Origin of the sequence: Flavobacterium sp. FPG59 (genome assembly GCF_002150205.1) — a bacterium.
Classification (GTDB): domain Bacteria; phylum Bacteroidota; class Bacteroidia; order Flavobacteriales; family Flavobacteriaceae; genus Flavobacterium.
Genome location: NZ_MTCA01000046.1, coordinates 1 through 19,879 on the forward strand (window position 1 = coordinate 1; position 19,879 = coordinate 19,879).

Here is a 19,879-nt window from a genome sequence, read left to right on the forward strand (position 1 = left end):
ATCCAAGTTCTAGCATTTACAAACGCTTCTAACCAAGGTGAAACTTCATCTTTTTGATCTCTGTCTGAATAATTAGCCCAGTTCCAAGGAAAAGTAGAACGTTCTATGTGTGGCATCATTACTAAATGTCTTCCAGTGGTGTCGCACATCATGGCTGTGTTGTAGTCTGATCCATTTGGATTAGCCGGATAACCTTCATACCCATATTTGGCTACGATATTATAGTTTTCTTCTGCCATTGGTAAGTTGAATTTTCCTTCACCATGTGAAATCCAAACGCCTAAAGTAGCACCTTCTAAACTTGATAACATCACAGAATTATTCTTCTGAATTTTTACAGAAGTAAAGCCGCTTTCATGTTTGTGCGAATCGTTATGTTTCATTTTTCCATGAACTTCGTGCTCTGGATTAATTAATTCCAATTCCATCATTAACTGACAACCATTACAAATTCCAACAGAAAGCGTATCTTCTCTTTTGAAGAAGTTTTTCAAGGCCGTATTCGCTTTTTCATTATATAAAAACGCACCAGCCCAACCTTTTGCGGAACCTAAAACATCCGAATTCGAAAATCCACCTACAGCTCCAATAAATTGAATATCTTCCAAGGTTTCTCTTCCCGAAATTAAATCGGTCATGTGAACGTCTTTTACATCAAAACCTGCTAAATACATCGCATTCGCCATTTCTCGTTCCGAATTACTTCCTTTTTCACGTATAATTGCTGCTTTTGGTCGGTTAGTGTTTGAAACTATTGGTAATTTTCCATCAAAATGTGATGGGAACGTAAATTGTAAAGGTTGATTGGCGAAATTTTCAAAACGCTCTAATGACTTACCGTTTTTTGTTTGTTTTTGATCTAACAAGAAAGACGTTTCAAACCAAATTTCTCTATATTTTGAAACATTAAATTCAAATTTGTCATTGAAGTTTGATATTGATATTGAATTTGAATTCGTAACGGTTCCAATATTGAAAATTTCAATTCCGTTAGCTTCAAAAATCGCTTCTACTTCTGTGTCAGCTTGGAAAACAATGGCGATATTTTCAGAAAATAATAATTTAGTAGAATCCTTTTCATTGATAGAAGTTAAGTCGAAATTCGCACCTAAATTCACATCAGCGAAACACATTTCTAATAAAGTTGTGATTAGTCCACCACTTCCAATATCATGACCAGCTTTGATTTTTCTATCTTTAATTAAATCTTGTAAGGTATTAAATGCTTTTTTGAAGAAAGCTGCATTTTTGATAGTTGGCGTTTCATTTCCTACTTTATTTTGTGTTTGATTGAATGAAGAACCTCCTAATTTAAAACTATCTTGAGATAAATTTAAGTAGTAAATGTTTCCACCATTTCGTTGTAAAACAGGTTCAACTACTTTTGTAATATTCGAACAATTTCCAGCTGCTGAAATAATCACCGTTCCTGGTGCAATTACTTCATCATTCGGATATTTTTGTTTCATCGAAAGCGAATCTTTTCCGGTTGGAATATTGATTCCTAATTCGATAGCAAAATCTGAACAAGCTTGAACCGCTTCATATAAACGAGCATCTTCACCTTCATTTTTACAAGCCCACATCCAGTTTGCCGATAAAGAAACGGAATCTAAATTATCTTTTAACGGCGCCCAAACTAAGTTAGAAAGCGATTCTGCAATAGCATTTCTTGTACCAGCAACTGGATCAATCAAAGACGAAATAGGAGCGTGGCCAATGGAAGTGGCAATTCCTTCTTTTCCTTTGAAGTCTAAAGCCATTACACCAACATTATTTAAAGGCAATTGTAACGGTCCAGCACATTGTTGTTTGGCTACTTTTCCACCTACACAACGGTCAACTTTGTTTGTTAACCAATCTTTACAAGCTACAGCTTCAAGTTGTAAAACTTGCTCTAAATAGGTTGGAATTTCGTTTGAGTTATATTCCGAATTACTATAATTTCTAGTAATAGTTTGGTCTGTCATGATGGTTTTTGGTGAACTTCCGAAAAAGTCTTCCAAAGCATAATCCATAGGTTTTAAACCTGTAGATTTCGATTCGAATGTAAATCTATGATCATTACTAACTACACCTACTTCATACATTGGGGAACGTTCTCTATCGGCAATTCTTTGTAAGATGTCCATGTCTTTCTCACCAATCACTAATCCCATTCTTTCTTGAGATTCGTTTCCGATGATTTCTTTAGCAGAAAGCGTTGGATCTCCAACTGGTAATTTATCTAAATCGATTAATCCACCTGTTTCTTCTACTAATTCAGATAAACAATTTAAATGTCCACCCGCACCATGATCGTGAATAGAAACAATTGGATTGTGATCACTTTCCACTAAACCACGAATGGCATTTGCAGCACGTTTTTGCATTTCCGGATTAGAACGTTGAATGGCGTTTAATTCAATTCCTGAACCAAAAGCTCCAGTATCAGCTGAGGAAACCGCAGCTCCACCCATTCCAATTCTATAATTTTCTCCACCAAGAATAACAATTTTATCACCTTCTTGTGGTTTCTTTTTAATTGCTTGATCTAATTTTCCGTACCCAATTCCACCCGCTTGCATGATTACTTTATCGTAACCAATTTTGCGATTTTCTTCTTCGTGTTCGAAAGTTAAAACTGAACCAGTAATTAATGGTTGTCCAAATTTATTTCCAAAATCCGAAGCTCCATTTGAGGCTTTAATTAAAATATCCATTGGTGTTTGATACAACCAAGGACGTTCTTCCATGGCGCCTTCATACTTGCGATTGTTGGTCAATCTTGAATAAGAAGTCATATAAACTGCCGTTCCAGCTAAAGGTAACGATCCTTGTCCACCAGCCAATCGGTCACGAATTTCTCCACCAGAACCTGTTGCAGCTCCGTTAAAAGGTTCAACAGTTGTAGGGAAATTATGTGTTTCGGCTTTTAAAGAAAGTACCGATTCAAATTCTTTTTCTTCGTAAAAATCGGGTTTGTCTGCGCTTTTTGGTGCGAATTGAGTCACTTTCGGACCTTTAACAAAAGCCACATTATCTTTATATGCTGAAACGATATCGTTAGGGTTTTCTTGAGATGTTTTTTTGATTAACTTAAATAGGGAAGTTGGTTTTTCTTCGCCATCTACCACAAAAGTTCCATTGAAAATTTTATGACGACAGTGTTCTGAATTGGCTTGTGAGAAAGCAAAAATTTCAGAATCCGTTAATTTTCTTCCTAGTTTAGAAACTAAATTATTTAAGTATTCTACTTCTTCTGCACTTAAAGCTAAACCTTCTTGTTTGTTATAGGCATCAATATCCTCAATTTCTAAAATAGCTTCTGGTTGAATATTGATTGAGAAAATGTCTTGATGTAATTCCGTGTATTTTTGAAGTAACATTGGATCAAAATCAGTGAATTCAGCAGTTACTTTTTCGAATTCTTCAATTCTAATAATTCCAGAAACCCCCATGTTTTCGGTGATTTCCACTGCGTTGGTACTCCATGGCGTAACCATAGCGGCACGTGGTCCAACAAAAAAATCCGTAAGTACGGATTTTTCTAGGATATGTGCGTCGGCAAAAAGCCAATTGAGTTTTGAAATGTCTTGAGCTGAGATTTCGTTTTGCGTTTGTACGGCAAAAACGGTTTTACTTTGGTTTTCAAAGAAATGAATCATTGTTGTGTAGTTTGTTGTATTGCTGTGCAAATTTAAGCAATTAAGATTAAATTCTAAGCATAAAAAAAGCGGCAATTTTGCCGCTTTTAGTATTATTGAATAATGAGTTTTTTTACAATTTCGTTTGAGTCAATTTGTAATCGTACGAGATAAGTTCCTGGTGTGCTATTTGGAATCGTTATTTCAGATTGAGTAGTGTTTTCTAAGCTGTATGTTTTTTGACCAAGAATAGAATACACTTCAATGGAATAAATAGTATTAGCATTGGTTACACTAAATGTGCCTCGTGATGGATTCGGATATATCTCTACCGTATTTGTTGCTGTATTGATGCTATTTTTTGGAGTTTTACTTGTAGTTCTACTGCCTAAGTTAGAGCAGGTGTCTAATGCAAAGACATCCCATTGAGTAGCTTTGTTAAAAGTTGTTGAAGGCGCTGTTACAGTTGCTTTTCTGCGGATGGTTTCATCTATAGAGAAATTGGCAGTTCCACCATTAAAAGTTCCAATGATATCAATAAGAACACCATTTTTAAACAAACCTACAGCGTCATTTCCGTTAAAAGTCATTTCGGTTGCAGATGTAGATAAGTTAGCTGAACCAGTAGGATAACAACTAGAAGCCATTAGGCTATTTACGATAGTGTATTTTCCACCGCTGCTGATAGTTCCTGACAGAGCCAAACCAGCACTCCACGCTCCAGCGCCGTTCGTTTGTCTTCTAATGCTGTATGCTGAAAGGTTAATGGCAGCACTCGTTTTATTGGCAATTTCTAAAGCTTTGTTATTGGATGATCCTTCAATATATTCAGAGAACATTAACTCAGTTGAAGTACTGTTTGAATTGGTAACAACAGTTAAAGCATTACTAGTTGCCGATAAGTTTCCGACTGCATCTCTAGCTCTTACAGTAAAAGTGTAACTAGTAGCTGCTGTTAAGCTACTAACCACCGTGTTTAGCGTTGTTACTGTGGTTCTTAAAACACCATTAACATATACATTATAACCTGTTACTCCTACGTTATCAGTTGAGGCATTCCAAGCCAAAGTAACTGAAGTTGTGGTTTTAGCTGTTGATGTTAGCGATGTTGGTGTGCTAGGAGCAGTTGTATCGGTTGTACCGCCACCAGTAGTTCCGCCCCAAATAGCGTTAACATAAGACGGATTGTCTATAAAGGGATTTCTATTACCTTGGCGAGCATAAATAGCATTGTTTCTCTCAATTTCTCTTGAACTAACAGGATCATTAGCATGCCAAGAAAGAAGAACGTTCAAGAAAGCAGTTGTAAATACTTGATTGCTACTTCCATTAAACATAGCGTAAGGATATCCAGCTACCGTATTTTCATAACGAGTAGCAAAGTAAAAATACATTCTAGCAATATCTCCTTTAAATGCTGCTGCAGGTTCAAAAACAGTTCCTGTAAATCCTGAAACAGCACTTGTACCAAGTTTACTTCCGTTAAGTGTAGTTGTTGATGCTGTTGCAACGTTACCATGCGGAAAACTTGAACGTAAGCCATTTACTTTTCCATCAGTTGGTGGGATAAAATGCGCATCAGAAACCATAGGTGCTGCAGAGTTAAATGTAGATTGTGGAATTATGTGCTCTCTATTGTAGCAATCACCTTCTACAGCATACGTTCCGCACTGGTTAGTTGTTAGCGTATAATTGTAAGGATCTGGTCCGTTTTGAATTTCAGAATACAAATCGAAAATAGTGTTGTCATTTTCATTTTGACGATCTCTGTCAGACGTAGCGTAGGTTGTCCATAATCCAGAGTAACCTTGATCAGTATGACCTTTAATAATGTTGTAAAGCTGTGTTTTCAGGGTGTAGCCAGAACCTGTTGCCGTGCTATAGTAACCGCTAGGAGCTTGCGCAGACATAACCGTTATAAAGAAGAATAATAATACAGAGTAGATGTGCTTCATAAAAGTGTTTTAAAGTAGTTTGATTTGCGTTTGTTATAAATACCTTACAAGTTGTTTATGAGATGTTTAAGGCGGTGCAAAATTATAATTTAAAACTATTGTAATGTTAAGTAATTGTAAAGAAATTTAATAGTTTGATAGAATAATAAATAAATAATTGTCAAAAGTAAATTCAATCTTACTTTAATGTGCGAATTTTGTATTTTCAATCTGCTAGGTTGTTTTATTGTTTCTTTTTAGAATTTATTCTAAAAGTATATTTCTTACAGACTCTGTTTTTTATATGTTATACGACATTATATTAATATTTTAAATCTTGTTAAATTAAAAATGTGGATATAAAAAAAGCGGCACTCAGTGCCGCTTGGTATCTTCTTGATTGCTCTTAATTTACAATCAATTTTTTTGTAAATGTTTTGTTTGAAGAAGTAATTTTAACAATGTAAATTCCTCTTTCGAGGCCATTTAAAAGAGCTGTATTGTTGTTGTCATAGTGCTCTTCAAATACTTTTTGACCTATTACTGAAAATACTTGTACCGTGTATTTATCATCAGCATTAGGGAAATTGATTTTTACAATTCCGTTCGATGGATTTGGATATAAAATAATTCCGTTACTTTCAAAATCTTCGCTTGATAATGTTGTTACTGTGTGAGTACCGATTCCGTCACACGTATTGCTTGCGAAAGAATCCCACTCTGCGGTTTTATCAAAAGTGGTATTAGGAGCAGTGATGCTTGGTTTTCTGCGTAGGGTAACATTTTCACCAAATTTTGCGGTACCACCATTAAAAGTTCCAATAATATCAATTAATACTCCGTTTTTGAATAATCCCATAGGATCATCACCGTTAAAGGCTTCTTGTGTAGATGATAAATTAGCGTTAGCTACGGGATAACATGCTGTTGCCATTTGTGGATCAACTAAAACAAATACTGAACCCGAGTTTAAGGTCCCTGTTAAATTTAATCCTGTTGTCCATGCTCCAGCTCCGTTTGATTGTTTACGAATAGAATATCCAGTTAAATCAACTACAGCTCCTGTAAAGTTGGCAATTTCTAATGCTTTGTTAAAACTACTTCCTTCAACGTACTCAGAAAAGAAAAGTTCTGTTGCTCCTGCACCGCCTGTTGGTGCAGCAGTAGTTGTACCTGTTACTGATCCACTTGCCGCAGATGAGTTTCTAGCATCATCTCTTGCTATGATATAAAAAACATAACCAGTTGATGGTAATAAGCCTGTTACTGTAGTTGTTAATCCTGTAGTATTAGTTTTTAATGAACCATTCAAATAAATATCATATCCTGTTACAGCAACATTGTCTGTGGCTGCAGACCAAGTTAAGGTTATTGTATTTGAAGTGGTAGTGGTTACAGTTAAATTGGTTGGAGCTGTTGGCGCCTGTGTATCTGCAGGCTCTGTTGTCCAAACTGCAGCCACATAACTCGGATTATCTATAAAAGGATTACGGTTGTTTTGACGTGCGTAAATAGCATTGTTTCTTTCAATTTCACGAGGACTTACTGGATCTAGATTGTGCCAAGAAATAAGTTGTGCTAAGAAAGCATCTGTAAATACTTTTCCAGTTGAGTTATTAAACATTGGAAAGTTATAACCAGCAACTGTATTTTCATAACGTGTAACAAAATAGAAATACATACGTGCAATATCTCCTTTGAATTCATCAATAGGTTCAAATACTAGTCCGCTGTATCCTGAAATTGAACCTGTGCCTAGTTTACTTCCGTTCAAAGTTGTTTCTGAAGCAACCGTAACATTAGCATGAGGGTAATTGGAACGTATACCATTTACTTTTCCATCTGTTGGAGTAATAAAATGTGCATCAGATACCATAGGCGACTGTTCGTTGAATACCGATTGTGGTATAATATGTTCTCTGTTATAGCAATCTCCTTCTTTGGTGTAATTTCCACATCTTTGTGTTGATGCAATGCTATATGTATAAGGGTCATTTCCTGCAGGGTTTTCTGAGTACATGTCTAATACTGTTCCGTCTTTTTCAAAAAAATTATCTATATCAGATGTAGAATAAGTTACATATAATTCTCCATATGATAATGTAGTATGCCCTTTAATGATGTTATGTAACTGTGTTTTGAGGGTGTACCCTGATCCGGTAGCAGTGCTGTAGTATCCTGCAGGTGCTTGTGCAAATCCTAATGCGCATAGCATTATAAATAATAAAGTGTAATTTTGTTTCATAGTGTTAAAAAGTGTGGTATGTGTTTTTGATTTTGAAAATTTTGCCAAAACTACTATTTATTTTCTAAATATCGGGTTATGAAATGTTTATTAAAGTAATAGTTTATTGGGTATGTAGGAAATATTTTTTTTAGGTGTTTATTTCGGGAAAACTTTGTTTTGAAATGCTCCTAAATCTGGCGGAAGTGTTCGCGTATTACCAATAATATCTTGATTTATAAGATAAGAAGTATTTCCTTTGGCATAAGCCGCCGAAGTATCATCAATATTCAATTTGTTTTTTGATACGCTCAAAAATTTAGGGTCCTTATTGAGTAGTATGGCTTTGTAATGTAAAAGATCAGTCTCAAATTGATACAAAGGATTCGTGCTTACATTAGCAGAGCGGTTATCAAACTTAATCAAGCAGTTGTTAAATTGGTATTCAAATGCAGCTGTTGTTTTTTTACTCAATGTCATTTCAGTTGCATACGATCCGTAAATAATACAATTATTAAATTGAGCTTTCGCAAGGTCTTTTTCCTCTGGAACAGCACCCGTAATAAAATTGCTTACAATCAAAGCTTGTTGCTGTGAACTATTCCAGTTGTTGTTAAAAGTACTATGTGTAAAAGTGTAACTACCTCCATAAGTACAAGCTAGGGTTGCTTGTCCTGCTGCATTTATTACAATGTTTTGACCTTCAATTTTTGCGGTCTGCGCCAATATTCCGTAGTTGCTGCTGTTGTAAATTTGGGTATTCTTAATTTGAACTGTGGATCCGTCATTGTTTTGAATCAACAAACCTATGCTGGCATTTTTTATAGTTAAGTTTTCAAAGCTGTTGTTGGTGCTGCCGCTGCTAAGCCACACAGTTCCCCATTGTCCAGGTACATCTTCGAAAGCGGGTTCTAATCGGTCGCCTTCAAAAATAACTTCGTTTTCCATTTTTGGAGTTAATGATTGTTTTCCTTTGACTTGAATAGATCCTTTATTTGCCACTACAATCCCCGAATTTGCATGAAAATAAACACGGGTGCCAGCTTCAAAAATGGCTGTCTTTTCTGGAGGCACTGCGGCGTAACCATAAATTACGTAGGGTTTTGTTTTGGTGAAAACCAATTCGTTGCCATGTACAGGATCATTTTCGTTGAGGTAAAAACCATTTATTTTTTGGTCACCCACAGGAAGTGTTTCGGTTGTTCCATCAGCAAAGCGTTCGGGATATAAAAAAATAGCATCTTGAACAAGCGTAACTAGTTCCACGTTTTGTTGATTACTTCCACTGTCAAATTCAATTTGATCAGTATATAAAAACGTATCCGAACTGACATCAGTAATCGCTGCGGTAGTTTCTATGAATACAAATAAGCTGTCGCGCGCAAGTATGGGAACATTATTAAAAATTTTCCCATTGTTTCCTTGTAAACCGTCAACTGTCATTCGGTATTTTGAATTCAAACCTTTACCAAGTTTTATGGTAGGTATTGAAATATCATTTTTACTTCGGTTATATACCTTTAGCATGTAGGTGCTTGAGCTAATATTTGAAAAAACAGTATCCAGATAAACGGTATCTTTTGAAAATTTTAAATCACCAGTACTCGCTACTGTTTCAAAATCAGATCGGCAAGAACTGAAAGCAATTGTTAGTACACCAAGTAGGATAAGTATTTTGAAACGCATGGTAATTTTTTTGTAAAAATAACAAAAATCTATTTTGTAAAACATATTAACAATTGTATTTGCATAATGCTATTGTTACTTTATTTATTTTTACATTTTTAAACCAACAATTATGACTTTCGATAAAGAGAAAATTTTAAACTACTGCAATCATGTTTCTAAAAACACTTTAATGCAAACGTTGCAGATTGAGTATGTGGATGCTGGTGAAGATTTCTTAGTAGCTACCATGCCAGTTAATGCTACTGTTCATCAGCCTATGGGATTGTTGCATGGAGGTGCATCTGTAGCATTAGCTGAAAGTGTAGGTAGTGCTGCATCTATGATTTATGTTAATTCGGATGTTAGCGAAGTACGCGGAATTGAAATATCTGCCAATCATCTTAAAGCTAAAAGAGAGGGAATTGTTACCGCAACAGCCCGAATCATTCACCGCGGAAAGAGCATTCACTTGTGGGAGATTAAAATTACAGATGAAAATAACGCTCTTATTTCACTTTGTAAATTAACTAATATGGTGCTTCCTAAACGTAAAACTACCGATAAGTAATGGAGGAAATGATCCAGAAAGTACAAGATCATTTGCTTGACAAGCTGCCCTTTGTTTTGTACCGGAAACCCAATCAAAAAGAAATTACGGGTTATTTACAACTAGAGGATACTTTATTTTCTATTAATGATTTTACTGAAAAAGGATTCATTATTTCTTCATTTGATGGATTAAATACGTACTATATCCCTGAAGAAAAAGCCGAAAAATTCCAATGGAAGTACCAAGAATCATTTATTCAAAAGGAAGAAAAAAGCCTTCTTTTTTTTGAAAGCAAAGATGAAGAAGTATTTGTAAGCTTGGTTAGTAAAGGGGTTCAAGCTATTAATAATAAGGAGTTTGAAAAAGTAGTATTGTCTCGAAATGAAATTGTAGCTGTAGGAAATAAAAGTGTATTTGAGATTTATGAATCCTTGGTATATAGTTATCCTACCGCTTTTGTCTATTGTTTTTATCACCCAAAAATAGGCACTTGGCTGGGTGCTACACCAGAATTACTTCTAAATGTAAAAGAGGATGTTTTAAAAACCATTTCGCTGGCAGGAACTCAAAAAGATGTAGGTACTCCAGCTGTTTATTGGCAAAACAAAGAAATTGAGGAGCAGCAATTTGTGACTGATTTTATTGTTTCAAAATTGAAGAACGAGTTGGAATCAGTTTCAGTGTCTAAACCCTACAGTTATCAAGCGGGTTCTTTGTGGCATATTAGGACAGATATCTCAGGTAGAATTACACCCGAAACATCTTTTAAGAAGATAATTCAAGTCTTGCATCCTACACCAGCTGTATGTGGCTTACCAAAGGAAAGTGCCAAAAAATTTATTATTGAAAACGAAAATTACGATAGGGAATTTTATACGGGTTTTTTAGGTGAGTTGAATTGTGATGTGGATAGCGGTCAACAAAACGCTGATTTATATGTAAATCTGAGATGCATGCAAATTAAAGCTAATGAACAGGATATGGTAATTAAACAGAGTTTAAAACAAGTACATTTGTATATGGGTTGCGGTGTAACAAAAGACAGTATTCCTGAAAAAGAGTGGGAGGAAAGTGTTAATAAATCCATGACCATGAAAAAAGTGTTGTAATCATTATCATATCAATTAATAATAATAAAGTATGAAGCTAGACATATTAGCCTTTGGCGCTCATCCAGATGATGTAGAGTTAGGATGTGCAGGAACTATTTTAAAAGAGATTTCACTGGGTAAAAAAGTAGGTATTGTTGACTTAACTCGTGGAGAGTTAGGTACGCGTGGCTCTGCAAGTATTAGAGATCAAGAAGCTGCTGCTGCTGCAAAAATACTAGGCGTAACTGTACGAGAAAACTTGGGGATGCGTGATGGTTTTTTTGTAAATGACGAAACACACCAACTAGAGGTAATTAAGATGATTCGGAAATACAAACCTGAAATAGTGTTGTGTAATGCTGTAGACGACCGCCATATTGATCATGCTAAAGGAAGTAAGCTGGTGTCTGATGCTTGTTTTTTATCTGGGTTAGTTAAAATTGAAACCACTCTAGATGGAGAAGTGCAAACGGCTTGGCGCCCAAAATTGGTATATCATTACATTCAATGGAAAAATAGTATTCCGGATTTTGTGGTGGATATTACAGGTTTTACAGATTTAAAAGTTGCATCTATATTGGCCTATGGTTCTCAATTTTACGATCCTAATTCAACAGAACCAGAGTCGCCAATATCAAGTAAAAACTTCCTAGAAAGTTTAAATTACCGTTCTAGGGATTTAGGAAGGCTCACAGGTGTAGATCATGCTGAAGGTTTTACGGTAGAAAGATATTTGGCTGTCAATAGTTTAGGTGATTTGATCTAAAAATGTTGTAAATTTTTTTAAAAAAGTTTTAAAAAACGTTTGCAAAAGTAAACTTTAGTTGTATCTTTGCCACCGCTAAGCAAATGGTGGTTGTAGCTCAGCTGGTTAGAGCATCGGTTTGTGGTACCGAGGGTCGCCGGTTCGAACCCGGTCATCCACCCAAAAAAGCAAAAGCCTCGAAGAAATTCGAGGCTTTTTTTGTATCTATAATTCAACAAGCTTTGGTGCGTTTTGGAAAGATTATAAAGCCTATTTTTTTGATGTCTTGATGTGTTGCGTCGTTTGTTTTTTTAATGGCTTAAATCAGGAATTAAACCGCATTTAGTATTTCTGAATAGTTAAGCTTGCTTTGGAAGAAAAGCAAGCTGTTTTATAAATGCTTAGGAAGTACGGTGTATACAGCTAGATTGCTTTGTGTTTTGAAAAAAAATACGCCTCAAAATAATTTGAGGCGTATTTTTTTTGCACAAGGGATAGTAGTGAAAATCCTCCCGATTTTTTTCGGGAGATTGTAACGTATAGCCCGACCTTGCTGTAACGCTAGTGAAAGCAAGGATGTGTCCTAGAGATTATTATTTTTTATCTACTACGGGTCTGTTTTCTCTATTTGCAAGTTCCCATGCTATTGCAAATGCATATTGAGCTCTTTTAGTAAGTGCATCATATTCAATTTTGTCAGGACTATCTGTAGGTTGGTGGTAATCTGCGTGTACTCCATTAAATAAGAAAACGGAAGGGATTCCAAATTTTGCAAAATTATAATGATCAGAACGCTCGTAAAAATGATTAGGATCTTTAGGGTCGTTGTATTTATAATCTAAATTTAGGTTTGTGTATTTAGTATTTGCGGCAGCGCAAATGTTGTCTAAATCTGTCGAAAGTCGGTTTGCTCCAATAACATACACATAATTATTGCTGTCTGCGTGTTCCTTATCTCTACGGCCAATCATGTCTATATTGATGTTGGCAATAGTATTTGCAATAGGGAAAAGTGGATTTTCGGAGTAGTATCTTGATCCATGCAAGCCGTGTTCTTCGCCAGTAACATGTAAGAACATAATAGAGCGTTTAGGACCGTGGCCGTCTTTTTTTGCTTTTTGAAAGGCTTGAGCAATTTCAAGTAATGCTACAGTTCCAGAACCATCATCATCGGCACCATTGTAAATTTCTCCGTTTTTTGTACCTACGTGGTCGTAATGTGCAGATATGACCAATACTTCATTTGGTTTCTCTGAACCTTCAATGTAGGCCCAAATGTTTTCAGAGTCTGGTAGGTTTTCATTGTATTGCGCGTTCAAGAAAGCAGCTGGAACTTTTTGATAAAAATCTGTTGCTCCTTTTGGATAACCAATTTTATTTTTTTTATACTGATCAATAAGGTAATTACCTGCTTTTTTTTGACCAGTAGAGCCTGTTTCTCGACCTTCCATTTCATCTGAAGCTACAATGTACAAATGAGTTTTTAGCTCCTTTTCGGTTATGGTTTTTAAATAAGTGGTGGGCTCCACGGGCGTGGTAATGTTTTGCTGACTGGAGCAACTAAGTGTAAAAGTGGTAATGATACCAAGAATAGCAATTTTTTTCATTTTAATGTTAATTATAAAGTATACATAGCAATAAAGTCATTATAAAAATGACGTGCACGAAGTTACTGTAAAATAACAAATACTTTTTTGATAAATTAGTGAAGCAATTAAATTATTTACGTCTAGAGAGTTTATGGAATTTTTTTTCTACCAAGTTACAATAGTGGTAGATTTGGTTTTGAAAAACATTTTGGGCATAAAAAAACAGTGTGAATTCCGATTTTTACATACATTCTAAATGTAAAATTCGGAATTTATACTGTCATTACTTTTTCTAGCTATTATTTCAATACGTCTTTTAAGAAAACGTTCATTCGCTCCCAAGAGCGCTTATCTGCTTTTTCATTGTAAGCAGCTCCTTTTGAATTGTCATTACCAGCTTCAGGATCTGAAAAGGCGTGAACCGAATCAGCGTAGTAGATCATTTCCCAATCTGCTTTTGCAGTTCTCATTTCTTGTTGAAAAGCAGCTACCTCAGAGACTGGGACATAAGGATCATCAGCACCATGAAGTACTAGGACTCTTGTTTTGATAGGAGTACTGGTCCTAGCAGCATCGCGACCTAAGCCACCGTGAAACGAAACAACACCTTGAAATTTCATTCCAGCTCTGGCAGCTTCAAGAACGCCTGTACCTCCAAAACAGTACCCTATAACAACAATATTATCAGGATTTGCACCTGCTTTTACTAATTGGTCTAGTGCTAACTGAATGCGTCTTTGATAATCGCCTACATTGTTTTTGTAAAAACCAGCTTGTTTTCCTGCTTCTTCAGTATTCTTAGGATAATTGCCTTCACCGTAAATATCAGCAACAAAGGAGTAGTAGCCCATTTTTGATAATTTTTCAGCAGATTGTTTGGCATGGGTATCAATACCTTTCCAAGCAGGTAGGATTAAAACTCCTGGTTTTGTTTTTGTTGCTTTTTGAGGTGCAACCGCAAGGCCATTTAGTTTTTGAGCACCATCAGTATACGCTACGGGCTTTAATTGAGCCTGAGCACCAGTGGAACTTAGTAGTACGCCAATAAGGGCTAAAAAAATATTTTTCATAGTAGTATTTATTAAGGTTAGCAAATTTCTGATTTAATTATGCTAGTCTGCTTTATCTAATATCCTATTATCTTATATCTGTATTTTAAAATCTTATAGTAGTTAATCTAGGGCTTATTCCCCAGGATGATACGTTTTTTCAGCATGCTTCAATACGTCTTCTTTGTAAAACAAAACATCCTTGAATTGTCCCTCTTGATATCTTTTGGCTTGATCAAAAAAATGTTTCGAGTTAGGATTGCCGCTATTTCCTCCTGCAAGTAATGATTTTGCTTTGATTTTTGTGCCAAATTCGACCGCACATACAAAACTATTGCCGTTGCTACCATAACGTTTTTGGGTATCTTTTTGACAACTACTTTTGAATGCTGGTAAGCTCCCCCAAACTGCAGGTCCAAAACCAATAGGCAAACTTTCTTGCTCATCATCATAGTCTAATGCTATAGCGCCAGAGGTTCTTTGAAAACGGTTGATCTGTCCCCAATGGATTTCCCAAGAACCAAATTTAGTTTTTAATTCATTAAGAACTTTTTGTAATGGCGGTAGCAAATCATTTGGTTGTGCGTTTTTTAAAAATTGAATAGTGTTTTGCACCTGATCTAATTCACCTTCGTTAGTATATACTTTTTGAATTATAGGTTCTAATTGATAAGCCCATTCTACGGCAAGTGTTGTTGCTACTGAATTTTCATGAGCATAATAATTCCAATTTTTCAAAACAGTTATGGGTGCAATGAGTTCTTTATAAAGAGGTGTATTAGTATTAATGTTCTTTTCAAAACTGGAAATCAAAGCTGGAATCAAAAATTCGAATACGGTTAATTTAGTGTCATAACCATCTGCAATTACACGGTCTAAAGTATACTGATTTCCTTTGTTTAACAATCGTACTGCATTGAGTCCTCTAAAATTTTCACCATCAGGTGCCATGTAAGGTGGGTAATTTTCGGGTTTTGGACTGTTTGTTCCAGCAACAGTAAAAGGTGTAGAGTTGCAGTTTTGCAACCATCCGTTTTCAGGATTGTAAGAATGTACAATTTCTGAAACCTCGTGCAGTCCTTTCCATTGTGTTGCGTTTGTTGTTCCGTCTACAACTTTTGACCAATTCAATTTAGGATCTCTTATTGGGACAAAATTACCATGCCAGTAGGCTATATTTCCTTCTTTGTCGGCATAGACCGTATTATTCGAAGTATTGGCTTTTATATCCATTGCTTTTTTATAGTCAACAAAACTTTTGGATTTAGTTCGAATCCAACTTTGTTCTAAACTTTTTACAGAGCGATTGAATGATTTCAAGCTGATCCACTTTCCATTTCTTTTAGCCATTATTGGGCCGTGATTGGTGAAATAGGAGGTAAATGTTTTAGGAATTAATTTGCCGTTTTCAAGGTACTTGATAGTTATTTTTTTTTCGACAACGGGTAGGAGTTGGGTGTCGTATTCATAAAACAGTTTCTTATTTTTAGTTACGATGTTTTCAGCATACAAATCGGCTACATCCACATTTGATGATGTGTGCATCCAACCGCAATTTTCATTAAACCCTTGATAAATAAAAAATTGCCCCCACGTAACCGCTCCATAAGCCTGCAAACCTTCTTCACTACTGATTTGTATTTCGGGTCTAAAATAAAAGGTAGTATGTGGATTAATGTATAAAATGGCATTTCCATATGCTGTTTTTGAGGGTCCAATAGCAAAACCGTTGGATCCTGTTTGCACATTAATTTCACGTTCTACATACGCGATTTTGTCACCTGCAGAGCCGTAAAAAGATTTAAGTTCACTTGTAGTTAGTCCTCCCGTGCTAATTGCTCCAATGCTCCCATCAGTCCACAGCAATGGAAACCAGGGCTCAAAATGATTTAATAAAGCCGGTTGTACTTCAGGATGTTTGTATAGGTAGTAGTTGATCCCGTCTGCATAACTGTTCAGTAATTTTTGTAGCCAAGGCGCCGCTTTTTTATAGTCAGCTTTTGCTTCATCAATGTCTATGAGTAATTTGATTTCTAGATCATTGTAGAGAAATTCTTGTCCTTTTACTTCGGAAAGTCGTCCTAATTTTTCGATGTAATTCATCTCTACACGTTTAAAATCATCTTCGCATTGGGCATACAACATTCCAAAAACGGCGTCGGCATCAGTCTTGCCATATACGTGCGCAATTCCCCAATTGTCTCTAATGATAGTTACTTGTTGCGATTGCTTTTGGAGTCGTGCTAGTTCGGACGTAGTCATTTTTTGAGCAAAAAGCATACTAGAACTTAAAAAGCATAGCGTAACTGTACTGTAAATATTGAAATACTTCATTTTTTTATTTTTAAAGACTTACATTACGTTTGAATGCGCAACCCAATTCAATTATAGAATCTGTCTTGGCAATTCCAGGTATTGTATCGATTTTTTCATAGAGTACGCGTCGCATGTGCTCATGATCTTTTGCAATAATTTTAATGTATAATGTAAAAGAGCCAGTAATAAAGTAGCATTCTGTAATTTCGGGAATTTTTTTAAGTTCTTCAATTATGCGATCTGAATCTTGGTCCTTATTTAAGGTAATACCAGTAAAGGACCCCCAATCGTAACCAATTTTCTTTTCATTAATGATAGGTTTAATCCCCGTTATGATTCCGTGATCAATCAGCCTATTAATGCGCTGATGTACCATTGTATTTGATATTTTCAAAGTAGTAGCAATGGCAGAGTAGGCCATACGTCCGTCTTTTTCTAGTTCTTTAATAATATTGATATCAAACTCGTCTAATATATCCATGTTGTTAAAAATTATAATTGATGCAGTTGTATTGGTATAAAAGTACTTCTTTTTATTGACTTCAAAAAAAGCTTAAAATTGATTTCTAGTACTTCAGAAATGACTTAATTTTGGTCTAAATTAAATAAATATTTACAATTAGTAGCTTTTTTAAAGTCAAAAATTTTAATTTCGTTGGTAAATTAAAAAATAATGCTAGTTTTGTACTCTTAAAATGTAAATCCTTAACATCATGGCACATACAGAACAAAAACTTTCATCAAAATCTGAATCTTTAATTGCTAAAGAAAATCAATATGGAGCACACAATTACCATCCTTTACCAGTAGTTTTAGAAAGAGGCGAAGGCGTTCATGTTTGGGATGTTGATGGTAAACAATATTACGATTTTTTATCTGCTTATTCAGCGGTGAATCAGGGTCATTGTCATCCAAAAATTGTAGGAGCAATGGTCAAACAAGCACAAACGCTAACGTTGACTTCACGTGCTTTTCATAACGATCAATTAGGTCCTTTTGAAGAATATGTAACAAAGTATTTTGGTTTTGATAAGGTGTTACCCATGAATACTGGTGCCGAGGCAGTTGAAACGGCTTTAAAATTATGTAGAAAATGGGCTTATGAAGTAAAAGGAATTCCAGAAAATCAAGCACAAATCATTGTTTGCGAAAATAATTTTCATGGTCGTACCACAACAATTGTATCGTTTTCTAATGATGATAATGCACGCAAAAGCTTTGGACCTTTTACCGCTGGATTCATCAAAATTCCTTATGATGATGTTGATGCGTTAGAAGCTGTCTTGAAGTCAACAACAACGATTGCCGGATTTCTTGTAGAGCCTATTCAAGGGGAGGCTGGAGTTTATGTTCCTAGTGAAGGGTATTTGGCAAAAGCCAAAGCATTATGTGCAGCACACAATGTATTGTTTATTGCAGATGAAGTGCAAACAGGAATAGCACGTACAGGAAGATTACTGGCTACTTGCGGTAATTGCGATTGTAAAAGAGGTTGCGAAAATACGCCAGAAGTAAAACCAGATATATTGATTTTAGGAAAAGCAATTTCAGGTGGGGTTTATCCTGTTTCGGCAGTTTTGGCAAATGATGCTATCATGAACGTGATTCAACCAGGACAGCACGGGTCTACTTTTGGAGGAAATCCTATTGCTGCAGCGGTTGCCATTGCTGCACTTGAAGTGGTAAAAGATGAAAATTTAGCGCAAAATGCGGCTTATCTTGGTGAAGTTTTAAGAAATGGATTAAATGAAATTGCTGCACGAAATCCTATCATTACCTTAGTGAGAGGAAAAGGACTATTGAATGCTATTGTTGTAAATTGTGACGAGGAGTCTGATCTTGCCTGGAATATTTGCATGAAGTTTAGTGAATACGGTTTATTGGCTAAGCCAACACATGGAAATAAAATTCGTTTTGCACCGCCATTAGTGATTACAGAAACGCAAATTCACGAATGCTTAGCGATTATTGAACGAGCATTAAATGATTTTAGATAACATACAGATCAATGGGAAAAACAATAAAATTAATAAAGAACAGATCGGATATAGGTGCTGGAACGCGTGGTTCTGATTTGGGTATTGATGCCATAGAAATTGCTGCTATAAATCAAAACAGTGATTATTTCAACCGCTTTCTGTTTGAAGATGTTAAAACGCACAATGAAACCATATATGATAAAGACCGTAGCTCTAGTGCTAAGCGAATTGAACATGTTTTAGAACAGTGTATTAGAGTAAACAATGTGGTAAAACAAAGTATTGATGAAAATTACTTTCCAATTGTTTTGTCAGGAGATCACTCTTCAGCTTTGGGAACATTAAGCGGAATAAAAGCGGCTTTTCCAGAGCAAAATATAGGAGTTTTTTGGATTGATGCGCATGCTGATTTGCATTCTCCTTATACATCACCTTCTGGAAATATTCACGGAATGCCTTTGTCAGCGGCACTTGGAGATGATAATTTGAGTTGTCAAAATAACGAAGTAACTCCCGAAACGCATCAGGACTGGGAGGAAATGAAAAACATTGGTCATCAAGGGCCAAAAGTTTTACCTGAAAATCTAATCTATTTTGGCGTTCGTGATACTGAGGAAGAGGAGGACAAACAAATCGAGAAATTAAAAATCAAGAATTATAAAGTTGACGAAGTCAGGTATCGAGGTTTGCAAACTTGCGTTACTGAAGCTTTAGCAAAAGTAGCTCATTGCGAGGTTTTGTATATTTCCTTTGATGTAGATTCTATGGATTGTGATATGATTTCTTATGGTACAGGTACACCAGTTGCTAAAGGTTTTGATCAGTACGAAATAATCGCAATCATAAATCAAATTATCCAAACGAAGAAAGTGGTATGCGTTGAATTTGTTGAGGTCAACCCTTTATTGGATACAAAAGGAAATAAAATGGCCGAAACTGCTTTTGAAGTTTTAGAAGCAATTACTCCAAATTTAATGAGCGTAAATCTATAGTTCAACAAAAATAGATTTTAAAGTATCTTTTTTAAATGGGATGCTTATCGTTTTTCTACATTATACACAAAAGGCTTGATTTCAAATTATATTGAAGTCAAGCCTTTGTTTTTGAT

13 protein-coding genes and 1 tRNA gene are annotated in these 19,879 nt (G+C 35.5%); 6 read left to right on the forward strand and 8 right to left on the reverse strand.

What is annotated here, in order from left to right:
• The 4 genes from purL to FPG59_RS06565 all read right to left on the reverse strand — a co-directional run.
• Window positions 1-3,647, reverse strand: a 3,647-nt coding sequence (purL, locus tag FPG59_RS06550; RefSeq protein ID WP_086453823.1) for a phosphoribosylformylglycinamidine synthase, incomplete at its 3' end; no start/stop codon positions are given.
• Window positions 3,648-3,739: 92 nt separating this feature from the next.
• On the reverse strand, window positions 3,740-5,581 hold the full coding sequence (locus FPG59_RS06555) for an endonuclease (RefSeq protein WP_086453824.1): 1,842 nt from the start codon (window positions 5,579-5,581) through the stop codon (window positions 3,740-3,742).
• Between the two features lie 385 nt (window positions 5,582-5,966).
• Window positions 5,967-7,805, reverse strand: a complete 1,839-nt coding sequence (locus tag FPG59_RS06560) for an endonuclease (protein ID WP_086453825.1) — start codon at window positions 7,803-7,805, stop codon at window positions 5,967-5,969.
• A 138-nt stretch (window positions 7,806-7,943) separates the two neighbouring features.
• Window positions 7,944-9,470: a hypothetical protein gene (locus tag FPG59_RS06565; RefSeq protein ID WP_086453835.1), complete on the reverse strand. Its 1,527-nt coding sequence runs from the start codon at window positions 9,468-9,470 to the stop codon at window positions 7,944-7,946.
• Between the two features lie 112 nt (window positions 9,471-9,582).
• On the opposite strand from FPG59_RS06565, the gene FPG59_RS06570 reads away from it, so the two are divergent.
• From FPG59_RS06570 to FPG59_RS06585, 4 genes are all read left to right on the forward strand, one after another.
• The gene (locus FPG59_RS06570) at window positions 9,583-10,020 is read left to right on the forward strand and encodes a PaaI family thioesterase (protein ID WP_086453826.1); all 438 of its coding nucleotides are present in this window, start codon (window positions 9,583-9,585) and stop codon (window positions 10,018-10,020) included.
• Window positions 10,020-11,111 (forward strand): chorismate-binding protein, encoded by a 1,092-nt coding sequence (locus FPG59_RS06575; protein WP_086453827.1) that lies wholly within the window; start codon window positions 10,020-10,022, stop codon window positions 11,109-11,111. The genes FPG59_RS06570 and FPG59_RS06575 overlap by 1 nt, the downstream gene beginning before the upstream one ends.
• 31 nt (window positions 11,112-11,142) lie before the next feature.
• Window positions 11,143-11,859, forward strand: a complete 717-nt coding sequence (gene bshB1, locus FPG59_RS06580) for a bacillithiol biosynthesis deacetylase BshB1 (protein WP_086453828.1) — start codon at window positions 11,143-11,145, stop codon at window positions 11,857-11,859.
• An 86-nt stretch (window positions 11,860-11,945) separates the two neighbouring features.
• Window positions 11,946-12,019 (forward strand) — tRNA-His (locus tag FPG59_RS06585).
• Window positions 12,020-12,431: 412 nt separating this feature from the next.
• Here the strand turns inward: FPG59_RS06585 and FPG59_RS06590 are convergent.
• The 4 genes from FPG59_RS06590 to FPG59_RS06605 all read right to left on the reverse strand — a co-directional run bounded on the left by FPG59_RS06590 (window position 12,432) and on the right by FPG59_RS06605 (window position 17,273).
• Complete coding sequence (locus FPG59_RS06590) at window positions 12,432-13,445, reverse strand: M28 family metallopeptidase (protein ID WP_086453829.1); 1,014 nt, start codon at window positions 13,443-13,445, stop codon at window positions 12,432-12,434.
• Window positions 13,446-13,726: 281 nt separating this feature from the next.
• Window positions 13,727-14,497, reverse strand: a complete 771-nt coding sequence (locus FPG59_RS06595; protein ID WP_086453830.1) for a dienelactone hydrolase family protein — start codon at window positions 14,495-14,497, stop codon at window positions 13,727-13,729.
• A 114-nt stretch (window positions 14,498-14,611) separates the two neighbouring features.
• On the reverse strand, window positions 14,612-16,810 hold the full coding sequence (locus tag FPG59_RS06600; RefSeq protein ID WP_217875839.1) for a penicillin acylase family protein: 2,199 nt from the start codon (window positions 16,808-16,810) through the stop codon (window positions 14,612-14,614).
• 10 nt (window positions 16,811-16,820) lie between these two features.
• Window positions 16,821-17,273 carry an Lrp/AsnC family transcriptional regulator gene (locus FPG59_RS06605; protein WP_086453832.1) on the reverse strand — a complete coding sequence of 151 codons (453 nt, stop codon included), beginning with the start codon at window positions 17,271-17,273 and terminating at the stop codon, window positions 16,821-16,823.
• Window positions 17,274-17,505: 232 nt separating this feature from the next.
• On the opposite strand from FPG59_RS06605, the gene rocD reads away from it, so the two are divergent.
• Window positions 17,506-18,789 (forward strand): ornithine--oxo-acid transaminase, encoded by a 1,284-nt coding sequence (rocD, locus tag FPG59_RS06610; RefSeq protein WP_086453833.1) that lies wholly within the window; start codon window positions 17,506-17,508, stop codon window positions 18,787-18,789.
• 11 nt (window positions 18,790-18,800) lie between these two features.
• Window positions 18,801-19,763, forward strand: coding sequence for an arginase (locus FPG59_RS06615; RefSeq protein ID WP_086453834.1), 963 nt, complete (start codon window positions 18,801-18,803; stop codon window positions 19,761-19,763).
• Window positions 19,764-19,879: the final 116 nt, after the last annotated feature.